Below are 14,039 nucleotides of genomic sequence, written 5' to 3' on the forward strand. Positions count from 1 at the left end.
CTATGTATCATTGGTCTCATTTAGAGCTAAGAAGATATTTTGGTATAGAGGCACCTTTAAGTCCAAGGACTTGTAAATCTATATGGGATAGATGTAATGAAATAATAAATAGTGATGATTTTAGTGCAAGAGCTATGATAAAAAAATCTAATGTTAAATATATAGGTACAACAGATGATCCTATAGATAATTTAGAGTATCACATAAAAATATCAAAAGATGAAAACTTTGACTGTGAAGTTAAACCAAGCTTTAGACCTGATAAAGCTCTTAAAATACAAGGAGCAGATTTTGCGAACTACATAAAATTATTAGGTGAAACAGAAAATACAGAAATAAAAGATTATGAAACTTTATTAACTGTATTAGAAAAAAGATTAGATTTCTTTGTGGAAAATGGTTGTCAAATAACTGACCATTCAATTGAAAGAGTTTACTTTAGAGAAGCTAGCTTAGAAGAAGTTGATAACATATTTAAAAAAGCTTTAGCTGGAGAAGGGCTATCTTTAGAAGAGATAGAAAAATATAATACTTTAACTATGATAAGCTTAGGAAGAATGTACAGCAAACGTAATATGGTAATGCAATTACATATAGGTGCCCTTAGAAATAACAACACTAGAATGTTCAAAAAATTAGGTGCCGATGTGGGATTTGATAGTATAGATGATGGAGAAATAGCAACTGGTATATCTAGATTATTAGATTCATTAGATATGACAGACGAACTTCCAAAAACTATATTATATTGTTTAAATCCAAAAGATAACGAAGTTCTAGGAACAATGATTGGTAACTTCCAAGGTGGAGGAGTTGCAGGTAAAATTCAATTCGGTTCTGGATGGTGGTTCAACGATCAAAAAGACGGAATGGAAAGACAAATGATGGCTTTATCTCAACTTGGACTTATAAGTCAATTTGTTGGTATGTTAACAGATTCAAGAAGTTTCTTATCATACACTAGACATGAATATTTCAGAAGAATTTTATGTAACTATATAGGTGGCCTAGTAGAAGATGGAGAATATCCTTGCGATATGGAAATACTAGGTGAGATTATAGAAAACATATGCTACAACAATATAAATAGATATTTACAAAAGTAATTTTAAGAAGGTAGGCTTTAGGCCTATCTTTTTTATATTTTAAGGGATTATAAATTATCTGAATTGTGGATAATTTATAATCCCAACTGATAAATTTGAGCAACGGGCAAAGCCGTTGGCGACATGAACGAAGTGAATTTTTTTACTTAGAAAGGCATTATAGTACTTTTATAAAAGGCGAATTTGAGATATTAAAATGAGCTTGATTAAATCAAGCTCATTTATAGTATGTATTAAGTTGATAGATATTAAGATTTTTTTATCTTACATAAATCTCTATTTAAAACATATACAAGTTTTGGAGGAAAAGCATCTGATGCCATTTTAGCAATATCATCTATACTACTATCCTTTATCATTTCTATCATAGGGTTATCAAGTAATTTAGCAAAGTACTTTTCAAATACAGCTTTTGCTTCTTCATTTTCAAGTATTGATGTTATAGAAGATGCTGAAGAGAATACATCATCACTAATATTTAATTCAGTGATTTCAACATCATCATATTGTGTTACTAAATCTTCATCAAACCAGTTTGCGGCAAATCCACCTTTTCCTTGTGTACATTCGTAAGCTGGATTAGGTTCATCTACTTTGTTGAAGAATGCATAGTCACTAAATTCTTTTCCATCTTTAGTAGCTATAACTTTAATATCATTGTGCCCATCAACTAATTTTACATTTTCAAATACAAATGTGTATTTTCCAACTAAAGTTTGTATTTTTTCATTATTTACAAATAAAGTTACTTCATCACAGTTAGAATAAACTTTTATATTTATAGTATCACTAGCTCTATCTATGAATCTCTTACTTGCTATATGAGCAAATAAGTCCTTAGACCAAGCTGCTTTATAAGCATAGAATCCGTCTTTTTTGATTTTACGGTCGAATGTAACTAATCCTTTGTTATTTCTACCTTGAACTCCACCTTCATCTCTTATAGCAGATCCAAAGTCGAAGAAGTTCCATACATATGTACCCCATAAGAATGGTCTTTCTTCAAATATTTTTATTAAAGTTTCATGGTAAAGAGCATGATATTCTTCTGTGTAATCGCCTACATCAGGGCTATCAGTATGGTATTTTATTATACCTTCAGCACCGTATTCAGAAAGCCCAAGACATCTATCTGGATTAGTAGCATGGTAAGAATCTAACCAAGTCGCAAATTCTTCAACTTTACCAGTATACCATCCATAGTATTTATTGTAAGCTATTATATCAGTATAGTAGTTGTATTCATCGTCATCAGGAACCATAGCAACATTAGCTTGAGTAGTTAGACGAGTAGGATCTTCCTTATGAGTAAGATCATTTAAGTCTTTAACCATTTGTCTAACTTCAGGTCTATCTCCACCTATTTGTATTTCATTTTCAACACCCCACATTATTATAGAAGGGTGATTGAAGTTTTGGCGAATTAATTCAACCATTTGAGATTTAGCATTTTCACCAGTAAGGTCAGTTTTAGATGCCACTGATATAAATGGTATTTCAGCCCAAACAACCATACCTTCTTTATCACATAAATCATAGAAGAATTGACTATGTTGGTAGTGTGCAAGACGTATTGAATTAGCGCCTACTTCCTTTATAAGCTCCATATCAAGGATTTGATCTTCTTCTGATATTGCCCAACCTTTATCTTTTTTATCTTGATGTCTAGAAACACCTTGTAATTTCATGTGTTCTCCGTTTAAGAAGAAACCTTCATTAGCATCAAAATGGAAGTATCTTAATCCGATTGGTATATTTAACTCATCAACTAAGTCGTTATCTTTAGTTAAAGTTAAATTAACATTGTAAAGATACGGATTTTTTACTCCATTCCAAAGTATTGGATTTTCTATAGTTACAGGTAATGATAATTCATCATTAGCATTAGCTTTTAATAAAACATCTTTACCAATACACTTTACTAAATTTCCTTGTGCATCAACTATATCAGCCCAAACTCTTATAGTTTTGTCATCACTAGAATCATTTGTCAGTTTAGTTTTTATAGTTAATTTAGCTTGTTCATTAGTAACTTGGTCTTGAGATATATATACTCCTAGAGAACCTTTATCCATTAAATCAAAATGAACATCTTCAGTTACTATTATATTTACATCTCTGTACATTCCACCATAGAAAGTGAAGTCTGCCATTAATGGATAAACATCATCAACTATTGTGTTGTCTGCTTTAACAGCTATAGTGTTTATTTCACCAAACTTAACTACATCAGTAATATCATATATGAATATAGAGTAACCACCTTTATGTTGCCCTAAATGTTTTCCGTTTACATAAACATCAGATATACTATTTACAGCACCAAATTCAATATATATTTTTTTACCTTGGTATATTCTATCTAATGAAAGTTCTTTTCTATACCAGCAAGCACCTTTAAAATATTCGTTACCGTTAGCACCATCTATTGCATTCCAAGTATGAGGTACATTTACAGTTTCCCAAGATTTTGTATCAAAATTATTTAAATAAGCATCAGATTTATCTTCTTTTATAAATTTCCAATTAGAATTAATATTTAATATTTTTCTCATTTCAACTACTCCTTGAAGTATATTTTTATATATTTTATCATGGAAAACGCATTTTTAAAGGTGAAAATAGTAGATAAAAGTAAAAAATAGTAGAATGTTATTATATAATAGAATAAATAATTAAATTTATAAGAGGGATATAATATGAAAATAAATAAAGAAGAGATAGGTCATTTATATGATATAGTCATTTCGATTGTATCTTTAAATTTTATAATAAAAGATAATAAATATAATAAAATAAGTAAAATAGATACAACTGAGCTACCAAATAAATTTCAAGAGATAGGCTTAGGTATATGTAATAAAATGAATGATGTATTGTTAGAATCAAATACTAATAGTGTATATTGTCACGAAGATGATTCAGGACTTAGATATATGAGTTTTGGAATATATGATTTAGAGGTTTTAGTAGGAACTATAACTATGGGTCCATATTTAAACTATAAAGATGTAAACAATATTATTGATGCAGATATTCCTAAAAATATATACGACTGTATACCTATAATAAATTACAATAAGGAAAAGTCTTTAGCAGATATTGTAATAGCAGTTACAAATTCATCTATTAATAAAAGTGAATTTATAAATATGAAATCAGAAGAGATTAAAAAAACGAATAAGGTATATACATTAGATAATTATAAAAATGATATATTAGAAATTAAAAAAAGATATGCTTTTGAAAGGGAAGTTTTACATCATATTAGTAATGGAGATGAAAAAAAAGCATTAGATACAATGAATAAGTTTAACATAAACTCATTGGAAAGGTTTCCAGATATGCCAATAAGAAATGCAAAAAACTTGATAATAAGTATAAATACTTTAGCTAGGAAAGCTATAGAGAAGAATAATATAGATGAATATTATTTACACAGGGTATCTGAAAAGTTTGCCTTAAAAATAGAATATGCAAATAGCTTAAAACAATTAAATCAATTAACTATTGAAATGATAAAAGAATATTGCAATCTTGTAAATAAGTGTAGTAATAACAATTACTCTATTTTAGTTTCAAAAGCAATAAATTACATAAAACTAAACTTTAATCAAGAAATAGGTCTATCAAAAATATCTAAAGATTTATTTGTACATAAAACCAACTTGGCTAAAAAATTTAAAGAGGAAGTAGGGAAAACTACAGCTGAATATATAAATGAGACTAGAATAAAAGAGTCTAAATATATTCTTCAAAATACAACATTATCAATAGAAGATATTGCTTATTGTGTTGGATATAATGATAAAAAATACTTTTCTAAAGTTTTTAAATCCATAGAAAAGATATCGCCTAGTGAATACAGAAAATATAAAGATATATAATATAAAAAACAATATATGGAAAAAAGACGGAGTTAAAAAATCTGTCTTTTTTTGTGAAAAATATAGGAAAAGGATTGTAATAAATATGAATGTATGGTAGTATACAAGTATAAAATTAAAACTTTAACAATATATGAAGGCGGTAATTATGGAAAATATATTTGATAAATACGAGAAAAAACAAGACTTTTTAGTATGCGTTGACTCTGATGGTTGCGCAATGGATACTATGGAAATAAAGCATAGAGAGTGCTTTGCACCAGAAATGATAAAAACTTGGAATTTACAAGAAAATGAAGAATATATATTAAATCTTTGGTATGACTTAAATTTATATACTCAAACTAGAGGTATAAATAGATTTAAAGGTTTAGCTGAAACTTTTAAAATAATAAGTGAAAAAGGAATAGAAATAGAAGATCTTGATAGTTTACTAAATTGGGTTGACACAACTAATGAATTATCAAATCGATCATTAAAAAATGAAATAGAGAAAACTAATAGTAAAGCTTTAAAAATGACTCTTGAGTGGTCTTTAAATGTTAATGAAGCTATAGAAAATTTACCAAAGGGTGACGAGCCTTTTGAAAATGTAAAAGAAGGATTAGAAACATTATCTAAGATAGTAGATATTTCAGTCGTATCATCAGCAAATGGAGAAGCTTTAAACGATGAGTGGAGTAGAAATGAATTAGTTCCATATCTAAGAGCATTACTAGGACAAGAAGCTGGAACTAAGCAACACTGTATAGCTGAACTAAAGAAAAAAGGTTATGATACTGATAAGATATTAATGGTAGGAGATGCACCTGGAGATTTACAAGCGGCTAAGAATAATGATGTAAGATTCTATCCTATATTAGTAAATAAAGAAGGATTCTCTTGGGAAAGGCTAGTAAATGAGGCAGTTCCTAAATTAATGAATGGAGAATTTGATGAAGTGTATCAAAATCAATTAATAGAAGAATTTAATAACTCTTTAAAATAATAAATTTATATTGGGGTGAAGAATATGTTATATCCAATAATGACAGAAACTAGACAAGTTATAGATTTAAATGGAATTTGGAACTTCAAACTAGACAAGGGTACTGGATTTGAAGAAAAATGGAATGAAACAGGATTAAAGGATTCTATAAGAATGGCAGTTCCATCTTCTTATAATGATTTAGTAGAAGGTTCTGAATTCAGAGACCATATGGGCTGGGTATGGTATGAAAGAGAATTTATAATAAATAGAAATATGTTAGATGAAAGGGTAGTTCTTAGATTTGGATCAGCTACTCATCATGCTAAAGTATATGTTAATGGACAATTATTAGTAGAACATAAAGGTGGATTTACTCCATTTGAAGCTGAATTAAATGAAGTTGTTACTGTAGGGAAAAACAGAGTAACAGTTGCAGTAAACAACGTATTAGACGAAAGTACATTACCAGTAGGTATAATACAAGAAATTAAATTACCAGATGGATCAACAAAAACTACAAATCCAGTAAACTTTGACTTCTTTAACTATGCTGGAATTCATAGACCAGTAAAAATATATACTACTCCTAAAACTTTTGTAAAAGACGTTACTATAGTAACTGATTTTGAAGATAATTTAGGCAACGTAGACTATGAAGTTGAAGTTAAAGGGGAGGCAAAGGTTGTTGTTAGTATATTAGATGAAGATAACAACATAGTAGCTAAAGGTGAAGGTGCAAAAGGTAATTTAGAAATAGAAGATGTTAAGTTATGGGAGCCAATGAATGCTTATTTATATAACTTAAAAATTGATTTAGTAAATAATAATGAAATAATAGATACATATGAACAACCTTTTGGTGTAAGAACTGTAAAAGTAGAAGATGGAAAATTTTTAATAAATAATAAACCATTTTACTTTAAAGGATTTGGAAAACATGAAGACTCTCATATACATGGAAGAGGATTTGATGAAGCATTAAATGTTAAAGATTTCAACTTAATGAAATGGATAGGAGCAAACTCATTTAGAACAGCTCACTACCCTTATTCAGAAGAAATAATGAGACTTGCTGACAGAGAAGGTATAGTTGTAATAGATGAAACTCCTGCTGTTGGTGTACATTTAAACTTCATGGCTACAATGATGTCTGGTGCAGAAAAAAGAGATACATGGAAAGAAATACAAACTTTCGAGCATCATCAAGATATAATAAGAGAATTAGTAGCAAGAGATAAAAATCATCCATGTGTAGTAATGTGGTCAGTTGCAAATGAACCTGCATCAGATGAAGAGGGTGCAGATGGATACTTTAAGCCGCTTATAGAATTAACAAAAGAGCTAGATCCGCAAAAAAGACCTGTGACTGTAGTTACATACCTAATGTCTACTCCAGATAAATGTAAAATAGCTGAGTTAGTGGATGTACTTTGTTTAAATAGATACTATGGATGGTATGTAAATGGTGGAGATTTAGAAGCAACAAAAATGTACCTAAATGCAGAGCTTGAAGGATGGAACAAAAGATGTCCAGGTAAACCAATAATGTTCACTGAATATGGTGCAGATACAGTTTGTGGTATGCGTGATACTACTTCAGTAATGTTTACTGAAGAATATCAAGTAGAATACTTAGAAGCTAACCATGAAATAGTAGATAAATTCCCTAATTTCATTGGAGAACAAGTATGGAACTTCGCTGATTTTGCAACAAGTCAAGGTATAATACGTGTTCAAGGAAATAAAAAAGGAATATTCACTAGAGAAAGAAAGCCTAAAATGGCAGCACATTATTTACGTAATAGATGGCACAATATACCTGATTTTGGATATAAAACTAAGTAATTGAAAAGTTATATAAAATCAGTTAGATAATAAGTACAATAATAAATAGCTAAATAAAGATATGGAGAGAATTCTCTCCGTATCTTTGGAATAAATTAAAAAAATTTTATCATATACTAGTAGTATACTAGTATAAAAACCGATAAGGGGGACATAAAATGGTAAATTTAAAAGCAAAACCGTATAATCTTGATGAACAAGGTATAAAATGGGTAAAAGATACAATAGCAAATATGACTATAGAAGAAAAAATAGGTCAATTATTTGTAAACATGGGTGCAAGCCGTGATGAAGAATATTTAAAAAGTATAGTAGACAATTATCATATAGGTGGAGTTAGATATAATCCAGGTAAAGCTGAAGAAGTATATGAACAAAATAGAATACTTCAAGAAAACTCTAAAGTACCTCTATTAATAGCTGCTAACACAGAAGCAGGTGGTAATGGAGCTTGTACAGATGGTACATATGTTGGTAGTGAAGTTAAAATAGCTGCGGCAAACGATCCTAAATATGCTTATGAAATGGGTAGAGTATCTGGTGTAGAGGCAGCAGCAATAGGATGTAACTGGAGTTTTGCTCCAATAGTAGATATAAACAGAAACTGGAGAAACCCAATAATATCAACAAGAACTTGGTCTGCTGATGTAGAGCAAACTTTAGAATTATCTTTAGAGTACATGAGAGGTATTCAAGAAAGTGGTATAGCTCCTGCTGCTAAACATTTCCCTGGAGATGGTATAGATGAAAGAGATCAACATTTATCTTTCGCTCCAAACTGGTTATCTGTAGATGAATGGGATAATACATTTGGTAGAGTTTATGGTGGATTAATCGAAGCTGGACTTCCATCAATAATGGCAGGTCATATAGCATTACCAGAGTATGTACGTCACTTTAATCCACAAGCAACTCAAGAAGAAGTATTAATGCCAGCTACATTAAGTAAATATATATTAACTGATTTATTAAGAGAAAAAATGAACTTCAATGGTTTAGTAGTAACAGATGCATCTCATATGGTTGCAATGACTTCAGCAATGAAACGTAGTGAAATGTTACCAACTGCTATAGCTGCAGGTAGTGATTTATTCTTATTCTTCAATGATCCAGATGAAGATTTCGGATACATGATGGATGGATACAAAAAAGGAATAATAACTGATGAAAGATTAGAAGAAGCTTTAACTAGAATATTAGGAACAAAAGCTGCTTTAGGACTTCATAAAAAAGCTAAAACTGAAATATTACAACCTAAAGAAGAAGCTATGGCTAAAATAGGATTACCTGAAAATACTGCTATAGAAGCAGAAGTATCTGATAAAGCTATAACTTTAGTAAAAAATAAAGAAGGTATATTCCCTATTACTCCTGAAAAACATAAGCGTGTTTTACTTGTAGAAGTAAAAGGTATGGAGAGTGGATTTGGTAAATTAATGGCTATGATGAATGGTGGTAAAAAATCACCAATCGAAAACTTAAAAGAATTATTAGAAGCAGAAGGTTATGAAGTTGAGATATATGAATCTCCAATGGATAAAATCATGAAACTTCCTAAAGAAGAACTTATGGGAGCTATAATGAATGTCTATGCTCAAAAACGTCCAATATCTACTTTAACAGATAACTATGATTTAATAATAAATGTTGCTAATGTTGCGCCAAATACTCATCAACGTATAGAGTGGCCAGCAAGTAAAGGTACTCCAGATATACCATTCTATGTAAATGAAGTACCAACAATATTTGTTTCAATACAATCTCCATTCCACTTAGCTGATGTACCTCAAGTTAAGACTTACATAAATGCTTATGATGGAAAAGAAAGCACATTAAAAGCATTAGTTGAAAAAATGGTAGGACGTTCTGAATTTACAGGAGTAAGTCCAGTAGACGCATTCTGTGGATTATTAGATACTCAATATTAATATAAAAATTATTAAATTAATAATATAATATAGATAAACGGTAAATTTTAAAGTGATTTACCGTTTATTTTTTAGATATTAATAGTATAAGAACTATATAAATATTAATTTATTATAAAAAGAAGGTGTAAATAATGAAAAAGATTATATTTTTTGATATAGATGGAACTTTGATAGATTGTATGAACAATCTTAAAGATATTACCCAAAAGGTCAAAGATGCAATAAGAAATGTGCAAAAAAATGGAGATTATGCTTTTATTGCAACAGGAAGACCTTATGCTTTTTTACCTAAACCTTTGATAGATTTTGGATTTGATGGGTTTATATTAGTCAATGGTGCTCACATAATAATTAATAATAAAACTATTTACAGCGATCCAATTGATAAAGAGTTTATAAAGGGTCTAGTTGATGAGCTTGAAAATAATAAAGTTGAATATGTATTACAAGGTGAGCAAAATTGTTATATGAGAAATGAGTTTTGTAATTTTCATAACTATCTAGATAAAATCGGTATAGAAAAAACATATGTCAAGGATAATTATAATACTGATGAAATTCTTGTTCATAAAATAGAAATGCTATGTCCCGATGATGAAACTGAAGATTTATGTTTATCACTAATAAAAAATAATCCACAATGCGATTATTTTAGTAGTATAAATAAAAGAGCTATTGAAGTGTATTTAAAGAAAAATACTAAGGCCAATGCAATTTTACAAGTAATAGATTATTTAAACATATCTATAGAAAATACATTTGCTTTTGGTGATGGAAAAAATGATATAGAGATGTTAAGGGAAGTTAAATATGGTATAGCTATGGGAAATGCTTCAGATGAAGTAAAGAAACATGCTAAATATGTGACCGATAGTGTAAAAAATGATGGGGTAGCTATTGGAATTGAGAAGTATGTAATGAATTAAAAAAGTTATAATGTAAAAATAATATGATTTAAATAAAACAAATAGCTTAGTACATACAAAATGAATATGCTATTATTAAATTAATAGAATTTATTGTTAAATATAAATTTGAAAGGGGATTTAAATGGGGAAATATAACTTTGATAGAATTATAGAGAGAAAAGGAACAGATTCTGTTAAATATGATTTAGAAGTCTCTATGCCACATGCGCCAAAGGATTCTCTTCCATTATGGATTGCAGATATGGATTTTGCATGTGCACCAAAAATAATTGAAGCTTTACATAAAAGGATTGATAGAGAAATTTTTGGATATAGTAAATTTTCTACAGATGCTTATTTTGGTGCAGTATGTGGTTGGTTCAAAAGAAGATTTAATTGGGATATAAATAGGGAAGCTATTGTATATAGTCCAGGAGTGGTACCTGCATTTAGTTTCTTAATACAAATGTTAGTGGAAGAAGGGGAAGGTGTAATAATACAAAAACCAGTATATTATCCTTTTGAAGAAAAAATTAAAGCTAATAATAGAAAATTAGTAAACAATGCTTTAAAATTTGAAAATAATAAATATGTCATGGATTATGAAAATTTTGAAGAATTAGCAAAAGACCCTAATAACAAATTATTTATATTATGTAGTCCTCATAATCCTGTGGGAAGAGTGTGGGATGAAGAAGAGTTAAGAAAAATAGTAGATATATGTAGAGAAAATAATTTGTGGATAATATCAGATGAGATACATTGTGATATAACAAGAAAAGGTATCAATCATAAACCACTTGAAGTAGTTTGTCCAGACTATAAAGATAAAATAATAACTTGTACAGCTCCAAGCAAAACTTTCAACTTAGCTGGTATGCAGTTATCAAATATAATAATAAATAACATAGAAATTAGAGAAAAATGGGTTGAAAGAATATATGGAGCAATAAATTTACATGATCCAAATCCTTTTGCAATAGAAGCCATAAAAACAGCATATAATGACTGTGAAGATTGGCTAGATGAAGTAAATGAATATATAGATGATAACATTGATTATATAGAAAACTTCATCAAAGAAAATTTACCAAAAGTAAAAATGACAAAGCCAGAAGGAACTTATTTAGTGTGGCTAGATTTTAGAGAGTATGGACTAAGTGGCAAAGAATTGGAAGAAATTATGGTTTATAAAGCAAAGGTGTTATTTGATGAGGGATATATTTTTGGAGTAGAAGGAGACGGTTTTGAAAGAATAAATGTTGCAGCACCAAGAAGTATTATTGAAGAGTGTATGAGAAGAATAAAAACTGGACTTGAACTTGTTGAATCATCAAGTTTAATATAGATTATTATATTTAGTAAAAAAATTCACTTCGTTCATGTCGCCAACGACTGCGTCCGTTGCTCAAGTAACAAAGTTGGAAATTATATGTTATCTACAAATCAGATAACATATAATTTCCTTACAATTAAAAAATGCTATGAACATAGAATCATAGCATTTTTTTGTTTATTTTTTATTACATTCCTTTAAAATTAAAGAAACATCTTCAAGTGTTACACCATTGAAATCTTTTCCATTTACAGTAACTACAGGAGCTCTACGACAAGTACCTACGCATCTTGTAGTATTTAAAGTAAATTTAAAATTATTAGTAGTATCACCTGAATTTATGCCTAGTAATTTTTCAAATTCAGCAAGTATTTTGTCACTATTATTTTTAGAACATGTACGTCCAACACATACATTTATTTTAAATTCTCCTCTAAGCTCAGTAGTAAAGTAAGAATAGAAATTTACTATATTTTTAACTTTTTCATAAGGAACATTTAATTTTTCAGAAATATAAATTTGCACTTCTTTTGGTAAATATCCAAATATAGATTGAGCATGATGTAAAGCTCGGATTAAGTCATCATTATTTCCTTTAAGAGAGTTTATAAATATATCTAATTCATAGAATAGATCTTTGTTACGAGAAATAAAATTGAACATAAAAAATCTCCTTTAAATTGATTAAATATACTTTTGACATCTTATAAAAAATTATATCAAGTATATTTTAATAGATAATATAAAAATCACCAAAAATAATTTTAAACATGATTATTACTGATACCCTTAAATCATATAACATAAACTTTTAATAAGGTATATTGTGGATTTATGATATAAAAAGTATTGACTATAATAACAGTATTATCTTAATGTATAAATAGGATAAAAATATAAAATAAAAATATTTTTTGATTAAGTAATGACTAGATTTAATTATAAATATCAATGTTTAAGGGGAAGAATATAATGAAAAAGAAAGTAACAATAGCAGGAAGTTTTATAGTTGACTTAATGGCAAGAACACCACACTTACCAAAACCAGGTGAAACAGTAAAAGGTCTAACGTTTAAAATGGGACCAGGAGGAAAAGGATCAAATCAAGCAATAGCAGCTAAAAGAGCAAATTGTGATGTAGTATTTATATCAAAAGTAGGTAAAGACGAGTTTGGTGAAATGGCTCTTAATACTTTTAAAAATGAAGGATTAGATACTAAGTACATATTTGAGGATGAAAAATTACAAACAGGGACAGCTTTAATAATAGTTGATGATGTAACTTCTCAAAATGAAATAGTTGTAACATCTGGTGCTTGTGATAATATAACTAATGAAGATTTAGAAGTTTGTAAAGATGCCATTAAAAACTGTGATATATTCTTAACTCAATTGGAGATAAATAGAGAAGCTATAGAATCAAGTATAAAATTAGCTCATGAAAATAATGCAACAATCGTATTAAATCCAGCTCCAGTTCAAGAAATAAGTGAAGATATATTAAGATTAGTAGATATAATCACTCCAAATGAAGTGGAAGCATCAATTCTTACAGGATATGAAGTTAGAACTGTAGAAGATGCTAGGAGTGCGGCTATTATACTTCAAGAAAAAGGTATACCTAACGTTGTTATAACATTAGGGAAGTTGGGTGTTTATGTAAAAAGCAAAGCTGAAGAAAGATTCATAAAAGCCTATACTGTAGATGCAGTGGATACAACAGGTGCAGGAGATGCTTTTAACGGAGGATTTGTAACAGCTTTATCTGAAGGAAAAGATATATTTGAATCTGCTAGATTTGGTAATGCTTTAGCTGCATTATCTGTAACAAAAATAGGAACAGCACCATCTATGCCTACTAGAGAAGAAATAGAAGAATTAATGAAATAGATTTTAGAGACTAGATAATATATATTATCTAGTCTTCTGTTGAGACTGTGAATTTTTTTCTGTAAATAGCTTTCTATGATAAAATTATTAAGGCGTGGATATGAAAATTAATTATCCATGCCTTAATTTGAATGTAGTTTTAATTTAATCGCATGTCAAGTACACC

General features: G+C 28.9%; 10 protein-coding genes. 8 read left to right on the plus strand and 2 right to left on the minus strand.

The genetic code is table 11. The annotated features are described in order from the left end of the window. On the plus strand, positions 1-1,106 hold a 1,106-nt coding region (gene uxaC, locus J7G74_RS05430), incomplete at its 5' end, for a glucuronate isomerase (RefSeq protein WP_297132840.1). A 248-nt stretch (positions 1,107-1,354) separates the two neighbouring features. Here the strand turns inward: uxaC and J7G74_RS05435 are convergent. Continuing rightward, entirely contained in the window at positions 1,355-3,661 is a 2,307-nt protein-coding gene (locus tag J7G74_RS05435) for a glycoside hydrolase family 2 protein (RefSeq protein ID WP_297132842.1), read from the minus strand. A gap of 144 nt (positions 3,662-3,805) precedes the next feature. Here J7G74_RS05435 and J7G74_RS05440 point away from each other — a divergent pair, with 144 nt between their 5' ends. The 6 genes from J7G74_RS05440 (at position 3,806) to J7G74_RS05465 (ending at position 11,995) form a co-directional block, all read left to right on the plus strand. After that, a complete protein-coding gene (locus J7G74_RS05440) occupies positions 3,806-4,993 on the plus strand; it encodes a helix-turn-helix domain-containing protein (RefSeq protein ID WP_297132844.1) in 1,188 nt (395 codons plus the stop codon). 148 nt (positions 4,994-5,141) lie between these two features. Beyond that, positions 5,142-5,981: an HAD family hydrolase gene (locus J7G74_RS05445; protein ID WP_297132847.1), complete on the plus strand. Its 840-nt coding sequence runs from the start codon at positions 5,142-5,144 to the stop codon at positions 5,979-5,981. A 24-nt stretch (positions 5,982-6,005) separates the two neighbouring features. Next, complete coding sequence (gene uidA, locus J7G74_RS05450; protein ID WP_297132849.1) at positions 6,006-7,808, plus strand: beta-glucuronidase; 1,803 nt, start codon at positions 6,006-6,008, stop codon at positions 7,806-7,808. Between the two features lie 158 nt (positions 7,809-7,966). Next, the gene (locus tag J7G74_RS05455) at positions 7,967-9,736 is read left to right on the plus strand and encodes a glycoside hydrolase family 3 protein (protein WP_297132851.1); all 1,770 of its coding nucleotides are present in this window, start codon (positions 7,967-7,969) and stop codon (positions 9,734-9,736) included. Positions 9,737-9,870: 134 nt separating this feature from the next. Next, a complete protein-coding gene (locus tag J7G74_RS05460; RefSeq protein ID WP_297132854.1) occupies positions 9,871-10,665 on the plus strand; it encodes an HAD family hydrolase in 795 nt (264 codons plus the stop codon). 124 nt (positions 10,666-10,789) lie between these two features. Further along, positions 10,790-11,995 carry a MalY/PatB family protein gene (locus tag J7G74_RS05465; protein ID WP_297132858.1) on the plus strand — a complete coding sequence of 402 codons (1,206 nt, stop codon included), beginning with the start codon at positions 10,790-10,792 and terminating at the stop codon, positions 11,993-11,995. 165 nt (positions 11,996-12,160) lie between these two features. Here J7G74_RS05465 and J7G74_RS05470 read toward each other — a convergent pair whose 3' ends face one another. After that, entirely contained in the window at positions 12,161-12,646 is a 486-nt protein-coding gene (locus J7G74_RS05470) for an NADH-quinone oxidoreductase subunit NuoE family protein (RefSeq protein WP_297132860.1), read from the minus strand. 309 nt (positions 12,647-12,955) lie between these two features. On the opposite strand from J7G74_RS05470, the gene rbsK reads away from it, so the two are divergent. Continuing rightward, positions 12,956-13,873, plus strand: coding sequence for a ribokinase (gene rbsK / locus J7G74_RS05475; RefSeq protein ID WP_297132863.1), 918 nt, complete (start codon positions 12,956-12,958; stop codon positions 13,871-13,873). Positions 13,874-14,039 lie beyond the last annotated feature (166 nt).

The organism is Terrisporobacter sp., assembly GCF_017888745.1.
Taxonomy (GTDB): domain Bacteria; phylum Bacillota; class Clostridia; order Peptostreptococcales; family Peptostreptococcaceae; genus Terrisporobacter.

Excerpts from the sequence above, each read along its gene's own strand:
- J7G74_RS05435 (WP_297132842.1), bottom strand. The coding sequence starts at position 3,661 with ATGAGAAAAATATTAAATATTAATTCTAATTGGAAATTTATAAAAGAA.
- J7G74_RS05440 (WP_297132844.1), top strand. The coding sequence starts at position 3,806 with ATGAAAATAAATAAAGAAGAGATAGGTCATTTATATGATATAGTCATT.
- J7G74_RS05445 (WP_297132847.1), top strand. The coding sequence starts at position 5,142 with ATGGAAAATATATTTGATAAATACGAGAAAAAACAAGACTTTTTAGTA.
- uidA (WP_297132849.1), top strand. The coding sequence starts at position 6,006 with ATGTTATATCCAATAATGACAGAAACTAGACAAGTTATAGATTTAAAT.
- J7G74_RS05455 (WP_297132851.1), top strand. The coding sequence starts at position 7,967 with ATGGTAAATTTAAAAGCAAAACCGTATAATCTTGATGAACAAGGTATA.
- J7G74_RS05460 (WP_297132854.1), top strand. The coding sequence starts at position 9,871 with ATGAAAAAGATTATATTTTTTGATATAGATGGAACTTTGATAGATTGT.
- J7G74_RS05465 (WP_297132858.1), top strand. The coding sequence starts at position 10,790 with ATGGGGAAATATAACTTTGATAGAATTATAGAGAGAAAAGGAACAGAT.
- J7G74_RS05470 (WP_297132860.1), bottom strand. The coding sequence starts at position 12,646 with ATGTTCAATTTTATTTCTCGTAACAAAGATCTATTCTATGAATTAGAT.
- rbsK (WP_297132863.1), top strand. The coding sequence starts at position 12,956 with ATGAAAAAGAAAGTAACAATAGCAGGAAGTTTTATAGTTGACTTAATG.